At 69.3% G+C, this 15,667-nt stretch carries 14 protein-coding genes; 8 read left to right on the top strand and 6 right to left on the bottom strand.

The features are described 5' to 3' along the window. Positions 1 to 2: 2 nt before the first annotated feature. Complete coding sequence (locus tag QM634_RS04705; protein ID WP_415041615.1) at positions 3 to 1,103, top strand: ABC transporter ATP-binding protein; 1,101 nt, start codon at positions 3 to 5, stop codon at positions 1,101 to 1,103. Then, on the top strand, positions 1,100 to 1,693 hold the full coding sequence (locus QM634_RS04700) for a suppressor of fused domain protein (protein WP_415041614.1): 594 nt from the start codon (positions 1,100 to 1,102) through the stop codon (positions 1,691 to 1,693). Before QM634_RS04705 ends, QM634_RS04700 begins: the two co-directional genes overlap by 4 nt. A gap of 21 nt (positions 1,694 to 1,714) precedes the next feature. Here QM634_RS04700 and QM634_RS04695 read toward each other — a convergent pair whose 3' ends face one another. Together QM634_RS04695 and QM634_RS04690 are read right to left on the bottom strand one after the other, a co-directional pair. Then, on the bottom strand, positions 1,715 to 2,047 hold the full coding sequence (locus tag QM634_RS04695) for a gamma-glutamylcyclotransferase family protein (RefSeq protein ID WP_415041613.1): 333 nt from the start codon (positions 2,045 to 2,047) through the stop codon (positions 1,715 to 1,717). A 2-nt stretch (positions 2,048 to 2,049) separates the two neighbouring features. Continuing rightward, positions 2,050 to 3,048 (bottom strand): magnesium and cobalt transport protein CorA, encoded by a 999-nt coding sequence (locus tag QM634_RS04690; RefSeq protein ID WP_415041612.1) that lies wholly within the window; start codon positions 3,046 to 3,048, stop codon positions 2,050 to 2,052. A 35-nt stretch (positions 3,049 to 3,083) separates the two neighbouring features. Here QM634_RS04690 and QM634_RS04685 point away from each other — a divergent pair, with 35 nt between their 5' ends. Further along, positions 3,084 to 3,662 carry a hypothetical protein gene (locus QM634_RS04685; protein ID WP_415041611.1) on the top strand — a complete coding sequence of 193 codons (579 nt, stop codon included), beginning with the start codon at positions 3,084 to 3,086 and terminating at the stop codon, positions 3,660 to 3,662. Positions 3,663 to 3,674: 12 nt separating this feature from the next. Here the strand turns inward: QM634_RS04685 and QM634_RS04680 are convergent, their stop codons facing one another. Then, positions 3,675 to 4,508 (bottom strand): SDR family NAD(P)-dependent oxidoreductase, encoded by an 834-nt coding sequence (locus QM634_RS04680; protein WP_415041610.1) that lies wholly within the window; start codon positions 4,506 to 4,508, stop codon positions 3,675 to 3,677. A 153-nt stretch (positions 4,509 to 4,661) separates the two neighbouring features. On the opposite strand from QM634_RS04680, the gene QM634_RS04675 reads away from it, so the two are divergent. Beyond that, on the top strand, positions 4,662 to 5,294 hold the full coding sequence (locus QM634_RS04675; RefSeq protein WP_415041609.1) for a TetR/AcrR family transcriptional regulator: 633 nt from the start codon (positions 4,662 to 4,664) through the stop codon (positions 5,292 to 5,294). Here the strand turns inward: QM634_RS04675 and QM634_RS04670 are convergent. The 3 genes from QM634_RS04670 to QM634_RS04660 form a co-directional block, all read right to left on the bottom strand. After that, the gene (locus tag QM634_RS04670) at positions 5,291 to 9,010 is read right to left on the bottom strand and encodes a multifunctional oxoglutarate decarboxylase/oxoglutarate dehydrogenase thiamine pyrophosphate-binding subunit/dihydrolipoyllysine-residue succinyltransferase subunit (protein ID WP_415041633.1); all 3,720 of its coding nucleotides are present in this window, start codon (positions 9,008 to 9,010) and stop codon (positions 5,291 to 5,293) included. The two genes, QM634_RS04675 and QM634_RS04670, sit on opposite strands and share 4 nt — an antisense overlap. A gap of 242 nt (positions 9,011 to 9,252) precedes the next feature. Then, positions 9,253 to 10,032 carry a hypothetical protein gene (locus tag QM634_RS04665; RefSeq protein WP_415041608.1) on the bottom strand — a complete coding sequence of 260 codons (780 nt, stop codon included), beginning with the start codon at positions 10,030 to 10,032 and terminating at the stop codon, positions 9,253 to 9,255. Further along, complete coding sequence (locus tag QM634_RS04660; protein WP_415041607.1) at positions 10,025 to 11,062, bottom strand: glutathione S-transferase family protein; 1,038 nt, start codon at positions 11,060 to 11,062, stop codon at positions 10,025 to 10,027. Before QM634_RS04660 ends, QM634_RS04665 begins: the two co-directional genes overlap by 8 nt. Before the next feature lie 213 nt (positions 11,063 to 11,275). Here QM634_RS04660 and QM634_RS04655 point away from each other — a divergent pair, with 213 nt between their 5' ends. The 4 genes from QM634_RS04655 to QM634_RS04640 all read left to right on the top strand — a co-directional run. After that, the gene (locus QM634_RS04655) at positions 11,276 to 11,896 is read left to right on the top strand and encodes a PadR family transcriptional regulator (protein WP_415041606.1); all 621 of its coding nucleotides are present in this window, start codon (positions 11,276 to 11,278) and stop codon (positions 11,894 to 11,896) included. Next, positions 11,893 to 13,422 (top strand): MFS transporter, encoded by a 1,530-nt coding sequence (locus QM634_RS04650; RefSeq protein WP_415041605.1) that lies wholly within the window; start codon positions 11,893 to 11,895, stop codon positions 13,420 to 13,422. Before QM634_RS04655 ends, QM634_RS04650 begins: the two co-directional genes overlap by 4 nt. Before the next feature lie 128 nt (positions 13,423 to 13,550). Beyond that, positions 13,551 to 14,723, top strand: a complete 1,173-nt coding sequence (locus QM634_RS04645) for a metallophosphoesterase family protein (RefSeq protein WP_415041632.1) — start codon at positions 13,551 to 13,553, stop codon at positions 14,721 to 14,723. Continuing rightward, a partial coding sequence (locus QM634_RS04640) for an AAA family ATPase (RefSeq protein ID WP_415041604.1) occupies positions 14,720 to 15,667 on the top strand: 948 nt, incomplete at its 3' end. The genes QM634_RS04645 and QM634_RS04640, both read left to right, overlap by 4 nt.

The raw sequence follows: 15,667 nt of genomic DNA, 5'->3' as shown, positions 1-15,667 counted from the left end.
CCATGGCAGAAATCGTCGCCGACGGCATCAGCAAGAGTTACCCGGACGGGTCGGTCGCGGTCGCCGAGCTGGACCTGACCATCGCCGACGGGGAGTTCCTCATCCTGGTGGGACCGTCCGGCTGCGGCAAGTCGACGACGCTGAACATGATCGCGGGCCTGGAGGACATCACCTCCGGCGAGTTGCGCATCGACGGGCGGCGCGTGAACGAGATGCCGCCGCGCGAGCGGGACATCGCCATGGTCTTCCAGAACTATGCGCTCTACCCGCACATGACCGTCCGGCAGAACATCGAGTTCCCGCTCACCCTGGCCCGCCCGAAGCCGGGCAAGGCGGAGATCGCCGCGAAGGTCTCCGAGGTGTCGGCGATCCTGGGGCTCGACGACTACCTCGACCGCAAGCCGGCGCAGCTCTCCGGTGGACAGCGCCAGCGCGTGGCGATGGGCCGTGCGATCGTGCGTTCGCCCAAGGCGTTCTTGATGGACGAGCCGCTGTCGAACCTCGACGCCAAGCTGCGCGGGGCGATGCGCGTGGAGATCGCGCGATTGCAGGCGCGGCTGCGCACCACCACCGTCTACGTGACCCACGACCAGACCGAGGCGATGACCCTCGGCGACCGGGTCGTCGTGATGCGCGACGGCTTCGTGCAGCAGGTCGGAGCACCCGGTGAGCTCTACCGGTCGCCGGCCAACCTGTTCGTCGCCGGATTCATCGGCTCGCCCGCCATGAACCTGATCGCCGGCCGGTTGACGGCCGAGGGGGTGCAGACCGACGTCGGCACGGTGCGCATCGACAACGCCCGACACGTGGAGACCAATGCCGTCCGTGCGCACAGCGACGGCACGGTCGTCGTGGGCATCCGCCCCGAGCACCTGCGCGACGCCGCACAGGGCGGCGGGGGACAGGAGATCGTCGGCGACGTCGACGTGTTGGAGTCGCTCGGCTCGGACAATTTCGCGCACCTCGCGGTGCCCGGCCACGAGCTGATCGCACGGTTGTCGCCCGAGTCGCAGATCCGACGGGGGACCAGGGCGACGCTCGTCTTCGACGCATCCGACGTGCTCGTCTTCGACGCCAAGTCCGGCGTCAACCTGTCCCGATGACGGCCGGCTGGTCGACGGAGCTGATCGCCGAGCACGTCGCCGGGCAACTGTCCCTGACGCCGCAACGCGCGTCGGTCACGTTCCTGGGGGCCGAGCCGATCGATGTGCTCCGATTCGTCGATACGGCGGCGGGGGAGCTGATCTTCGTCACCGCCGGTTCGTCCCGCCATCCGATGGCCGACCCCGCCGACCCGAACCCCGATCCGGTGCGCGGTCCGCGCGTCGAGCTCGTCATCCGGGTGCACGCCGACGCGGCGGTGCAGCTGCGGAATCTGCACCGCTCGCTGGCAACGTTGGCGGCGGCGCCGATGGTCGAGGGCCTCGTCCTGGGGGAGGACGCGCTCGTCGATCTGGGTGCCCCGCTCTGGGATGGCGCCCCGTTCACCGCGGTGCTGTTGGAGGCCGACGATCTGGCGCCGGTGCCGCTGCCCGAGCCGGCCGAGGCGGTGCGCTTTCTGCGGGCGGTGCCGGTGACCGCCAACGAGGCGGCGTGGGTGCGCCTGAAGGGCGCCTCGGCGCTGCGCGAGGCGTGGGCGGAGGCCGGCATCGACCGGTCAGATCCACGGCGGGTGGCCGCGACCCTCGGCTAGCAGGGCGGGGAAAGGCCGGTGTCAGGTGGCGAGAACGTACACCCAGCCGTGGCCGCCCGAGCGGAGCGGGACCTCGACGCGGGTGTAGTCGTCGACCTCGTAGTGATCCGCGGCGGCCAGCTGCTCGTCGTCGACCAGGAACGTCGTCCCCTCGACGGTGTCCTCCGGTGTGCCGGGGACGAGAATCGGGTGACGATCGCTGCCGCTGCGCTCGATGACCATCGGATCGGTGATGGTCAGCATCTCGCTGCGATAGCCCACGACGGCGTCCGGCGCTCCGGCCAGCTCCCGGCCGAAGGTCTCGCGCTGCACCTGCGGCAACTGCAGGGTCCCGTAGGAGAAGAGCTTGTGCATGGTCACAACCATCCGTGCTTGCGGAAGTTGCGCCAGAGCAGCCCACAGACCGTCGCCATCAGTCCGAGTGCGAGGAAGTAGCCGTAGTGCCACTCCAACTCCGGCATGTTCTTGAAGTTCATGCCGTAGACGCCGGCGATCATCGTCGGCGCCGCCAGGATGGCGGCCCACGCGGTGATCTTGCGCATGTCGGTGTTCTGCTGGATCCCGATCTTGGCCGCGGCGGCGTCGAGCATCGACGACAGCAGGTGGTCGTAGTCGGTGATGCGCTCGTTGACCGTCGTGAGGTGGTCGTTCACGTCGCGCAGGTAGTTGCGCACTTCATCGGGCAGCCACGGGTTGGGTTCGGCGAGCCGGTGGAGCGGGATCGCGAGCGGGGTCGCCGCCCGGCGGAACTCGATGACCTCCCGCTTGAGCAGGTACACCGGGTCGATGTGGACGTCGCCGGTCCCGAACACGTCTTGTTCGAGTTCGGCGATGTCGGTGTCGATCTCGTCGGTCACCGCCAGGTAGGTGTCGACGACGTGGTCGACGACGGCGTGCAGCACGACCGCGGGCCCCAGGGCGAGGATCTTCGGGCGCTGCTCGAGGGTGTGCCGGATGGAGGCGAGCTCGGTCTGATCGCCGTGTCGCACGGTGATGACGAAGTCCTGCCCGCCGAACATCATGATCTCGCCGGTGGAGACCACGTCGGCGGTGGACGCGATGGAGTCGTGGTCGACGTAGGCGACGGTCCGCATCACCATGAACATGGTGTGGCCGTACAGCTCCAACTTGGGTCGCTGGTGTGCGACGACGGCGTCCTCCACGGCCAGGGGATGCAGGCCGTAGACGTCGGCGACGGCCGTCATCTGGGCGTTGTCGGGGGCGTGCAGACCCAGCCAGACCCACCCCTCGCCGGTCTCGCGGACCCGGTCGAGCGCCTCGGCGTAGGTGAATTCGTGGGGGTCGCGGACCCCGTCCACGTAGACGGCACAGTCGACGACGGGGTCAGCGGGCACGTCTGCAGATACTAGGACATTGCTACCGTGTGGGCATGGCGAGATGGGTAGCCCTGATCGGATTGCTGTGTGCGGTGCTGGCCGGGTGCGGCGGCGGCCCGGACCCGGTGCGGATCGGCGCGTCGGCCGACCCGCAGATGCAGATGACGGCGTTCCTGTACCGGGGGGCGCTGCGTGCGCAGGGGATCGCGGTGGAAGAGCCCATTCGGATCGCCGGTGAACACGCACAGCTCGATGCGATGAGTGCCGACGACCTGGACCTCTTCCCGTCGACGGTGCCGCTGTTGCTGGGCGTCGTCGTGCCGGGAGGCCGGTCCGGCGGGCAGCCCGCCGACGTCCCGAAGCCGGGGCCGACGGAGTTTGGCGACGCCGACTACACGCTGCTGAGCCGGTCGTTGCCGGCCGGCGTCGCGGTCGGTGACCCGATGTCGGGGGCGCAGCTCGTCCCGGTGTATCGCAGCGCCCGTTTCGGCAAGCAGGACGTCAAGGCGCTCAACAAGGTCGTGGGCGAACTCAGCGACGCGGACCTGGCCGACCTGACCCGACGGTGGCAGGGCGGAAAAGACCAAGCCGCGCTGGTGAGCGAGTGGCTCGGCCAGCACGGCTTGGCGTAGTCGGTCGTCGGGCTAGCCGAAGCGCTTCATCATGCTCCCGGTGACGCGCGCGGCGATGCCCTGGTAGCCGGAGGCCACGAGGCGCACCCAGAGGTCGAGGGCCTTGGCGTCGTTGCCGACGAGCACGCGGGCGTGGTTCTTCTCCACGCCGCGCAGGATGATGTCGGCGGCCTTGCTCGCGTCCATCCGCAGCAGGTACTTGTCGAAGGCCTCGGTGAGTTTCGAGTTGCTCGCGTCGTCGGTGGAGAAGGTCGCGTTCTTGGCTATCGCGGTCTTCACGCCGCCCGGGTGCACGCAGGTGACCTTGACCGGGTGCTTGGCCACGATCATCTCCTGGTTGAGGGCCTCGGTGAAGCCGCGCACCGCGAACTTGGCCGAGTTGTAGGCCGCTTGACCGGGCTCGGACAGCAGGCCGAACAGCGACGACGTGTTGACGATGTGACCGTCGCCGGAGGCGATGATGTGCGGCAGGAAGGCCTTCGTGCCGTTGACGACGCCCCAGAAGTCGACGTCCATGACGCGGTCGATGTCCTTGAACTCCATGTGCTCGATCTCGCCGTGGTGGGCGATACCGGCGTTGTTGAAGATCGCGTTGACGCCGCCGAAGTGGTTGACGATGGTCTCGGCGTACTCGAGGAAGGCCTCGCGCTCGGCGACGTTGAGCAGCTGGGAGTGCACCTCGGCGCCGGTGGCCTTGACCAGGCGCTCGGTCTCGGCGAGGCCGTCCGGGTTCATGTCGCTGATGGCGACCTTCGCGCCGCGCTGGCCGAGCTTGACGGCGAGTTCGCGGCCCATGCCCGAGCCTGCGCCGGTGACGACGACGACCTTGTTGCGGAAGTCCTTCATGGTTCTCTCGATTCCTTGTTCTGGGCTGCTTCGATTATGCGTTGACAAGTGGGTCCGTGTGCCGGGATGCGTGTGCCGACGTCACGCTACGTCATTTATTGACGGACGGTCAATAGCTGTTGGACGGTGAGTCAATAGTGCTACCGTGGCGGCGTGGCACCGGCGACGAAGGGAAGCGGCAAGAAGCGCACCCGGATGACTCCCGCGGCCCGGCGCGAACAGTTCATCGCGCTCGGTCGGGACCTGATCAAGCGTGTGTCCCTGGACAACCTGTCGATCGAGTCGGTGGCGCAGGCCGCCGGGGTGTCGCGGGCGCTGGTCTTCCACTACTTCTCGTCGAAGCAGGATTTCCACCTGGCGCTCGCGCAGGCACAGGCCGCCGAACTGTTGACGGTCACGGCGCCGGACGATTCGCTCGGCGAGCCAATCGACGTGTTGCGGTCGGGGATGGGTGCGTTCCTCGACTTCGTCAGCGAGCACCGGCACGCCTACACCGCGTTCCTGCGCGGAGCAGCGGCCGGTGACGACGAGATGCGGCGGATCGTCGAGGAGACGCGAACGGTCCTGGCCGATCGGATCCTCGACCGCACCGACGCCTACGGCATGGTCCGCACACCGACGGTCGAGCTGGCCGTGCGCGGCTGGATCTCCTTCGTCGAGGAGATCGCCCTGAGCTGGTTGGACCGCTCCGAACCGACGCGGGACGAACTGCTCGACCTGGTGGTGAACTCGCTGGTCGCGATCGGCGGCGTCGTCGACCCCGACGGCGCGGCGCGTCGGGTCTAGGAGGTCACCGGCGAGTCGACCTTCGGGCCGAACGCGGTGTCGATGATCTCCTGCTGCTCGACGGCGTGCACCTTGCTCGAGCCCGAGGACGGCGCCGACATCGCCCGGCGCGAGATGCGGCGCATCCCGGTGAGGATGTCGGGGAGCATGTCGGGCAGCCACAGGCCGAGGAAGGGCCACGGACCCTGGTTGGCCGGCTCCTCCTGGACCCACACGAAGTCGTCGGCATTCGGGTAGCGCTCCAGCGTCATCCGCATGCGGCGGTAGGGCACCGGGTACAGCTGCTCCATGCGCACGATCGCGATGTCATCGCGACCGTCCTTCTCGCGGCGCGCGGCGAGCTCGTAGTAGAGCTTGCCGCTGACGAGCAGCACGCGTCGCACCTTGGACCGGTCGGCGGCGTCGTCGGCGAAGGCCGGGTCGTCGAGCACCGACAGGAACTTCGAGTCGGTGAACTCCGATACCGGGCTCACCGCGGCCTTGTTTCGCAGCATCGACTTGGGCGTGAACACGACCAGCGGCCGCTCGATCCCGTCGAGTGCGTGGCGGCGCAACAGGTGGAAGTAGCTGGCCGGCGTCGACGGCATCGCGACCGTCATCGAGCCCTCGGCGCACAGCTGCAGGAACCGCTCGATGCGGCCGGAGGTGTGGTCGGGGCCCTGGCCCTCGTGGCCGTGCGGCAGCAGCATCACGACGCCGGAGGTCTGGCCCCACTTGGCCTCGCCGGAGCTGATGAACTCGTCCACGATGGACTGAGCACCGTTGACGAAGTCGCCGAACTGGCCCTCCCACAGCACGAGTGCGTCGGGGTCGCCGACCGAGTAGCCGTACTCGAAGCCGACCACCGCGTACTCCGACAGCGGGGAGTCGTAGACCATGAAACGGCCCGCGTGCTCCTCGTCCTCGCCGGGGATGTGGTTGAGGGGCGTGTACTCCGAGCCGTTGTGGCGGTCGATCAGCACCGAGTGGCGCTGGGTGAAGGTGCCGCGGCGCGAGTCCTGGCCGGACAGGCGGACGGTGCGCCCCTCGAGGACCAGCGACCCGAAGGCCAGCAGCTCGGCGAACGCCCAGTCGATCCCGCCCTCTCGCGAACCCTGCTGGCGCCGCTTGAGCACCGGGAGTACGCGGGGGTGCGGGGTGAAGCCGTCGGGGAGTGTCATGAACGAGTCGCCGATCCGCGCCAGCGTGTCGGCCGGCACCGCGGTGACCAGCTTGGACGGCAGCGACTGCTCGGCCTCCACCGACGGGCTGGGCTCGGGGGTGTACCGCTCGAGCTCCTTGACCTCGTTGAAGACGCGCTCGAGTTGGCCCTGGTAGTCGCGCAGGGCGTCCTCGGCCTCCTTGGTCGAGATGTCGCCACGGCCGATGAGGGCCTCGGTGTAGGACTTGCGGACGCCGCGCATCGTGTCGATCACGTCGTACATCGCCGGCTGCGTCATCGACGGGTCGTCGCCCTCGTTGTGGCCGCGTCGGCGGTAGCAGACGAGGTCGATGACGACGTCCTTCTGGAAGGCCTCGCGGTAGTCGACGGCGAGCTTGGCCGCCCAGACACAGGCCTCCGGGTCGTCGCCGTTGACGTGGAAGATCGGCGCGCCGATCATCTTCGCGACGTCGGTGCAGTACTCGGTGGAGCGGGAGTACTCCGGCGCCGTGGTGAAGCCGACCTGGTTGTTGACCACGATGTGCACGGTGCCGCCGACGCGGTAGCCGGGCAGCATGGCGAGGTTCAGCGTCTCGGCGACCACGCCCTGGCCGGCGAACGCGGCATCGCCGTGCAGCATCAGCGGCAGCACCGGGAAGTCGCCGGCGCTGTCGCCGAGCATGTCCTGCTTGGCGCGGACCAGGCCCTCGAGCACGGGGTCGACCGCCTCGAGGTGGCTCGGGTTGGCGGTCAGCGAGACGGTGATCTCGTTGTCGCCGAACATCTGGTAGTACTTGCCCTCGGCGCCGAGGTGGTACTTGACGTCGCCGGAACCGTGCGACTGCGACGGGTCCTGGTTGCCCTCGAACTCGGTGAAGATCTTCGAGTAGGGCTTGCCGACGATGTTCGCCAGCACGTTGAGGCGGCCGCGGTGCGGCATGCCGATGACGACCTCGTGCAGGTCGTGCTCGGCGCTCTGGTCGATGACGGCGTCCATCATCGGGATCACCGACTCGGCGCCTTCGAGGGAGAAGCGCTTCTGGCCGACGTACTTGGTCGCCAGGAAGGTCTCGAAGGCCTCGGCGGCGTTCAGCTTGCTGACGATGTACTTCTGCTCGGCGACCGGCGGCTTGACGTGCTTGATCTCCACCCGCTCCTGCAGCCAGCGCTGCTGCTCGGGCTCGAGGATGTGCGTGTACTCGACGCCGACGTGGCGGCAGTAGGCGTCGCGCAGCACCGACAGGACGTCGCGCAGCTTCATGCGCTCCTTGCCGTGGAAGCCGCCGACGCGGAAGGTGCGGTCCAGATCCCACAGGGTCAGCCCGTAGGACTCGATCTGCAGGTCCGGGTGGGCGCGCCGGGCGTCGGAGTCCATCATCAACGGGTCGATGTCGGCCATCAGGTGGCCGCGGCTGCGGTAGGCGGCGATCAGCTCCAGGACGCGGGTCGACTTGTCGACGAGCCCCGGCGGGATGTCCTGGCGCCAGCGGATCGGCTCGTAGGGGATGTGCAGCGCGGTGAAGATCTCGTCCCAGAACCCGTCGTCGAGCAACAGCTGGTGGACGCGGCGCAGGAAGTCGCCGGATTCGGCGCCCTGGATGATGCGATGGTCGTAGGTCGACGTCAGCGTCATCAGCTTGCCGACGCCGAGCTCGGCGATCTGCTCGTCGGAGGCGCCCTGGAACTCGGCCGGGTACTCCATGGCACCGGCGCCGATGATCGCGCCCTGGCCCGGCATCAGACGCGGGACCGAGTGGACGGTGCCGATGGTGCCCGGGTTGGTCAGCGAGATGGTCACGCCGGAGAAGTCCTCGGCGGTCAACCCGCCCTCGCGGGCCTTGCGGATGATCTCCTCGTAGGCCGCCCAGAACTCGGCGAAGTTCTTCGACTCGCACTCCTTGATCGCGGCGACGACCAGCGAGCGGCTGCCGTCCTTGCCGGGGAGGTCGATCGCCAGACCGAGGTTGGTGTGCGCGGGGGAGACGACGTTGGGCTTGCCGTCGACCTCGGCGAAGTGGCTGTTCATGTTGGGGAACGCCTTGACCGCCTGCACGATCGCGTAGCCGAGCAGGTGGGTGAAGGACACCTTGCCGCCGCGGGTGCGGGCGAGGTGGTTGTTGACCACGATGCGGTTGTCGATCATCGCCTTGACCGGCACCGCGCGCACGCTGGTCGCGGTCGGCACGGTCAGCGACGCCGACATGTTGCGCGCCACCGCGGCCGATGCGCCGCGCAGGACCTTGGAGGTCTCGGTGGGTTCGGCCTCGGGCTCGGGCTCGGTCACCGGCGGAGTGCCGCCGGAGCCGTCGCGGTTGGTCACGCCCACGCCGGACGCCGCCTTGGTGGCGGGCGCCTCCGTCGGCGGCGCGTGGGCGGGTTCGGGCTTGGCCGGCTCGGCGTCGAGGGTCACCGCGTTGGCGGGCTGGGCGGCCGCGGGCGCCTCCGGGGCGCTCACGGCGGGAGCCGCCTTCTTCTTCCCTGATCCCGCACCGTTCGTGGACGGCTTGTAGTCCTTGAGCACGTCGCGCCAGCTCGGGTCCACCGAATCCGGGTCCTTCAGATACTGCTGGTACATCTCCTCGACCAGCCAGGTGTTCTGCCCGTAATCAGATGCGGGGGTGTTCACAGCGGTACTTCGCCTCGATTCCCTGTCGGTGTGCGTCCCCGATGGGTGTGGGGCCGCGCCTCAAACTTGTCCACGTGCTGCATCGAGGGACGGACCCGCTCACTGTGGTGTGCGGATCACGTCCTCCACTAGGGATGCTACGCGTGCCGACGCGGGCGCGTGAGGTCAGTCTCCGCACCGGTACGGGGGAGTTATCGGGGCGTGTTCAACCGCCGCTCGGGAGCGGGCAGCGCGGCGTCGGCGACGACGTCCCCGTCGATCACCAACTCGCTCGGCCAGCGCCGCGGCGGCGGGCCGAATGCCGCGTGGGCGTTGTCGATGATCTTCTTCCCGAGTGCCCGGTTGCCGACCGCCCCGATTCCCGCGCCGATACCGGCCGGCAGGAGTTTGCCCATGATCATCGGTGCCCGCTTGATGGTGAAGCGTCGCATCACCTTGTTGAGCATCTTCTGGTTGAAGGCCGACACGTTGGCTCCGGGGATCGCGGTGCCCGCCAGTCGCTTGAGTGCGGTGTTCCGCCCGCCGCCGACGAGCTTGCCCAGCGCCGAGACGCCCTCCTCGCCGAGGGCCACGGTGAGCACGAGCGACTCGCGGCGCGGCTGGTCGGCGGGATCGATGCCGTAGACCTCGGCGATCGCGAGCGCGAGCAGCGCCGACATCTCCAAGAAGAAGACGGTCTCGCCGGCGACGGCGCCGAGTGCGGTGACCGTGCCCACGCCGGGGACCGCGGCGGTCGCGCCGACCGCACCCCCGGAGCCGGTCACCGCCAGCAGGTACTGCTTCTCCAGCCGCGCGATGATCTGCTCGGGCGATTCGTCGGGGTGGGCGGCCCGGATCCGGTTGACGTACTTCGCCACCGCTGGTGCCTGCAGGCGCTGGGCCTTGCGCAACATCTTGTCGGCCGCGTTGACCGCCTGTGCGGGCGGTTGCGGGTGCTCGAAGGTGCCGTCGGCCTGGTTGTCGTTAGCCATCGGTGGGTACCCCATTCTCTTTCGGGACGGTCTCGTCGGGTCGTGGCGGTGGCGGCGGGGTGCCGTCGCCGAACGGTCGCCCGCCGAGCTGTTCGCGGTGGTGGGCGGTGCGCCAACCCCGCAGGTCGGGACCGGCGGGCACGATGCCCGTCGGATTGATGTCGCGGTGCACGAGGTAGTAGTGCTGCTTGATCTGGGTGAAGTCGACGGTGTCGCCGAAGCCGGGGGTGCTGAACAGGTCGCGCGCGTAGGCCCACAGCGCCGGCATCTGCGCCAGCAGGTTTCGATTGGTCTTGAAGTGGCCGTGGTAGACCGCGTCGAACCGGACCAGCGTGGTGAACAGCCGCACATCGGCCTCGGTGATCGTGTCGCCGACCAGGTAGCGCTGACGGGTCAGTCGGTCGTCGAGCTGGTCGAGCCTGGTGAACAACCGGTCGAAGGCTTTGTCGTACGCCTCCTGGCTGCCGGCGAAGCCGCACCGGTAGACGCCGTTGTTGACATCGGTGAACACCGTGGCGTTGACCTCGTCGATCTCCGCGCGCAGCGCCTGCGGGTAGAGGTCCGGCGCGCCCGCGCGGTGCAGCTCGGTCCACTCGGTGGAGAAGTCGAGGGTCATCTGGGCGTAGTCGTTGGTGACGACGGCGCCGTCGCGCTCGTCGACGATTGCCGGGACGGTGATCCCCTTGGGATAGCCGGGGAAGCGCTTCTCGTAGGCGTCTTTGAGTCGCCCGATCCCCAGGACGGGGTCGACGCCGCCGGGATCGAGGTCGAAGGTCCACGAGTCGGCGTCGTGGGTCGGACCGCACAGGCCGAGGGAGATCGCGTCCTCCAGACCGAGCAGGCGCCGCACGATGAGCGTCCGATTCGCCCACGGACAGGCCCGCGCGGCGACCAGGCGGTAGCGGCCGGCTTGCACGGGGTAACCGTCGGCCCCGTCGGCGGTGATCCTCGTGTCGATGTAGCGGGTGTCGCGGACGAACTCCTTGCCGGGCTCCACGTAGGTGCCCTGCGTCGACTGGTCGTCGGCCATCGGTGCCCCTCCGATCCGTCCGTCGTGGTGAAAAGTCCGTAACACTGCCCCAACGCACGGCGGGGGCGCCGGGATTCCCGACGGCCGCTGTGACGACGCGCACAGTCCAGGTTAGCCGCCCTCGGCGTTGACAGCCCCGGCGGACCCGGCCTATATTCCACTCGGAATATTCGGAGTAGATCAATTCGGACATATCGACGGGGAGGTGACGTGGTGGAGACCGGCACATGCGGCCAGAAGCCGCTGGACCTCCTGGTCCTGAGCCTGCTCTTCGAGCGGCCGATGCATCCGTACGAGATGGCCCAATTGGCGGCCAAGCGGCATTACGACCGACTGGTCAAGCTGCGCACGACGTCGATCTACAACGTCGTCGCGCGACTGTCCGAGCGGGGACTGGTCTGTGTGCACGACGTGGAACGCGAGGGCAACCGCCCCGAGCGGACCGTGTACGAGCTCACCGATGCCGGCCGGGCGGCGCACCGCACCGCACTCGAGGAGCTCGTCGCGACACCGCCGACCGAATACCCGCAGCTGTACCTGGCCCTCGCCCAGGCGCACGAACTGTCCCGCGAGGACGCCGCGCGACTGCTGCGCCGTCGCCGGGAGGCGATGGCCGACGAGCTCGACCGGGTCAACGCCCTCATCGCCGAGTCGTCGCAGAAGGGCGTGCCGGAAGTCTTCCGCCTCGACGGCGGGATGCGCGTGGCCACACTGACCGCCCAGGTCGCGTGGCTCGACGATCTGCTCCACCGAATGGACCATCACGACATCGCCTGGCTCGACGAAGTGCTCGGCGATCCCACCTGCAACCGATTGGACGGAATGAATCCATGACCACCACTGACAACCCCACTCGGGGACCGGTCGCCGGACCGGGCACCGAGGGGCAGGACAAGAACCCATGGCTGGCGATGCTGGCCATGTGCGTCGGCTTCTTCATGATCCTCGTCGACATGACGATCGTCGCCGTCGCCCAGCCGGCGATCCAGGAGGCCCTGCACGCCGACCTGAACTCCATCGTCTGGGTCACCAGCGCCTACCTGCTCACCTACGCGGTCCCGCTGCTCGTGGCCGGGCGCCTCGGCGACAAGTTCGGGCCCAAGCTCGTCTTCCAGGTCGGCCTGGTCGTCTTCACCGCCGCCAGCGTCTGGTGCGCACTCTCGTCGTCGATCGGCATGCTGATCGCGGCCCGCGCGGTCCAGGGCGTCGGTGCGGCCCTGATCACCCCGCAGACGATGGCCATCGTCACGCGCATCTTCCCGCCGCACAAGCGCGGCGCGGCGATGGGCGTCTGGGGCATCGTCGCGGGTGTCGCGACGATGGTCGGCCCCCTGCTCGGCGGCGTGCTCACCGAGAACTTCGGCTGGGAGTGGATCTTCCTGATCAACCTGCCGGTCGGCATCATCGGCCTGATCCTCGCCCAGGTCTTCGTGCCGCGCGTGGAGACCCACGACCACAAGTTCGACTGGATCGGCGTCGTGCTCTCCGGCATCGGCCTGACCGCACTCGTCTTCGGCATCCAGGACGGCGAGAAGAACGATTGGACCGGCTGGATCTGGGGCATGATCGCCGTCGGCGTCCTGTACCTGGTGCTGTTCGTGCTGTGGGAGGCGCAGATGCGCCGTGAGCCGCTCGTGCCGCTGTCGCTGTTCTCCGACCGCAACTACTGGGTGTCCAACGTCGGCATCTTCGCGCAGGGCTTCGCCATCACCGGCATCATGATCCCGGTCATGTTCTTCCTGCAGCTCGTCGGCGGGATGACCCCGATCCGGTCCGCGCTCATGATGGTGCCCATGGCGTTGGTCAGCGGCATCCTGGCGCCGATCATCGGTCGCCTGGCCGACCGGATCCACCCGCGCACGATCATCGCGACCGCCATGTTCCTCAACGCCGTGGCGCTGTGCTGGATGGCCGTCATCAACCGTCCGGAGACCCCGGTGTGGCAGCTGCTGCTCCCGACGATCCTCATGGGCATCGCGGGTGCCGGCATCTGGGCCCCGCTGGGCGCCACCGCCACCCGCAACCTGCCGTGGCACCAGGCCGGTGCCGGTGCCGGCGTGTACAACACCACCCGCACCGTCGGGTCGGTGCTGGGCAGCGCGGGCATCGGAGCGCTGATGCAGGCGCTGCTGCGCCACGAGTTCCCCGGCTTCGACATGAAGAAGGCGCAGGAGCACGCGACCGGCGGCGGCGGGGCACATCTGCCCCAGCAGATGCACGAGGGATTCTCGGTGGCCATGGGCCACTCGATCTTCCTCGCGGCCGGGGTGGCGTTCGCCGCCGCAGCGGTTCTGTTGCTGCTGGTGCCGATGAAGGCGACGCCGGCCCCCGCGGGCGCCGACGCCGACGCGGCCGCCTGACAACAGGGATACCCCCACGACGGGAGGCGGGTTCGGGCGATGCCCGGCCCGCCTCCCGCGTTTTGTCCGGGCCCGCTCCTACGATCATCCCCGTGACCGCATCGCTGTTCGACGACGACGCGCTGGGCGTGCCCCGGCGCGCGCCGGAGCGTGCCGTCACCTTCCTGCACACCGCGGACTGGCAGCTGGGCATGACGCGCCACTTTCTCGGCCCGGAGGCCCAGGCGCAATTCACCGCCGACCGGCTGGCCGCGCTCGAGCGCATCGGCGTGATCGCCCGCGAGGCCGGTGCCGAGTTCGTCGTGGTCTGCGGCGACGTCTTCGAGGATCACCGCGTGTCGGCGCGCATCGTGAGCCAGGCCCTCGACCGCATGGCCGGATTCGGGATGCCGGTGTACCTGCTGCCCGGCAACCACGACCCCTACAACGCCGCGAGCGTCTACCGCTCGAAGACGTTCACCTCGCGGTGTCCGGCCAACGTGGTCGTACTGGCGCAGCCGGGCGTCCGGGAGGTCGCCGACGGCGTGGACCTGGTGGTCGCCCCGTGGTCGGACAAGGCCCCGACGAGTGATCTGGTCGGCGACCAGGTCGGGCGGCTGCCGCGCGGCGACCGCATCCGGATCGTGGTCGGGCACGGAGGCACCGACGCCCTCTCGCCCGGGTCCGACCCGTCGATCGTCGCCGTGTCGCCACTCGAGCGGGCGATCGACGACGAATCCGTCGATTTCGTCGCACTCGGCGATCGGCACTCGGTCACCGATCTGGGCGACAGTGGAAGGATCTGGTACTCGGGCGCCCACGAGGTCACCGACTTCGACAACGTGGAGACCGGCTCGGGCGAGGTCCTCGTGGTCGGCCTGACCCGTGGGGCCGGGCGCACGGTGTCGGTGACCCCGCACCCGGTCGGGCGGTGGCGCTTCCGGTCGCTGACCGCCGACCTGACCGGCGCCGACGACGTTGCGGCGTTGGGGGCCCGGTTGGACGAGCTGCCGGACAAGGCCACCACGGTGGTGCGGCTGGGTCTCGTCGGGACGCTCACCGTCGCCGAGCACTCCGCGCTGGAGGAACTGCTGGATACCGCCGCGGACCGGTTCGCCGCGGTTCTGCGCTGGGACTCGCGCGAGCACCTTCGCGTGGTCGCCGACCCGCACGACGTCGACGACCTTGGCCTGCGGGGTTACGCCGCCGAGGCTGCGCGTCACCTGGTCGAGCAGGCCAACGGGGAAGACGGCGACGCGGCGCGCGCCGCCCGCGACGCGCTCGGGCTCCTCGGCCGACTCGCCGCCGGGGGTGCGCGATGAAGCTGCACCGCCTGATGCTGCGCGACTTCCGCGGCATCGACGAACGGGACTGCGAGTTCGCCGACCGAGGCGTCACCCTGGTGTCCGGTCGCAACGAGGCGGGCAAGTCGTCGATGGTCGAGGCGATCGACCTGTTGCTCGACGTCCCCTCTGCGTCGAAGAGTCGTCGGGCCCAGGCGGTCCAGCCGGCCGGTCGCGACGTCGGCACGCAGGTGAGCGCCGAGATCAGCTGCGGTCCCTGGCGGTTCACCTATTCGAAGACCTTCAACAAGGGGCAGTCGACGACCCTGGTCGTGCACGAGCCCACACCGCAGCAGCTGACCGGCAAGGCCGCTCACGACCGGGTGTTGGCGATCCTCGAGCAGTCGGTGGACCTGGCGCTCTTCCAGGCCTCGCGCGTCGTGCAGGACGCCGTCGGCACGCCGGTGGCGATGTCCGACGCCACCTCGGTGACGCGGGCGCTCGACCGGGCCGTCGCCGACCACGGCGAATCCAGCGACGACGGCGAGGATGCCGATCTGCTGGCGGCCGTCGAGGCCGAGTACACGCGGTACTTCACCGTCGGTCGCGGCCGGCCGACCGGGGAGCTGGCCGCCGCCCAGCAGCGGGAGAAGACCGCTCGCACCGCGCTGTCCGAGCTCGATGCGGCGCTGACCGCCGTCGACGAGGACGCGCGGGCGGTGGAGCGGTTGACCGAGCGGCGCAAGCAGATCGATTCGGCCCGCGAGCAGTTGACGGTCGAGGTCGAGGAGGCCGAGCGCGTCCGCGCCGGGGTCTACTCGCTGCGCGATCGCGTGGCGAAGGCGGAGTCGGAGGCCGAGGCCGCGCGGCTGCGCCACGGGCAGTGCAGTGGCGAGGCACAGGCCCGGCGGCAGGCCGCGGCGAAGATCGACGAGCTCGCATCTGCCAAGGCGGCGGCGCTGGCGCAGCGCGCGAGCGCCGAT

It is taken from the genome of Gordonia sp. (in: high G+C Gram-positive bacteria), assembly GCF_047606305.1.
Taxonomy (GTDB): Bacteria; Actinomycetota; Actinomycetes; order Mycobacteriales; family Mycobacteriaceae; genus Gordonia.
This window is presented reverse-complemented; position numbering and strand designations above follow the sequence as displayed.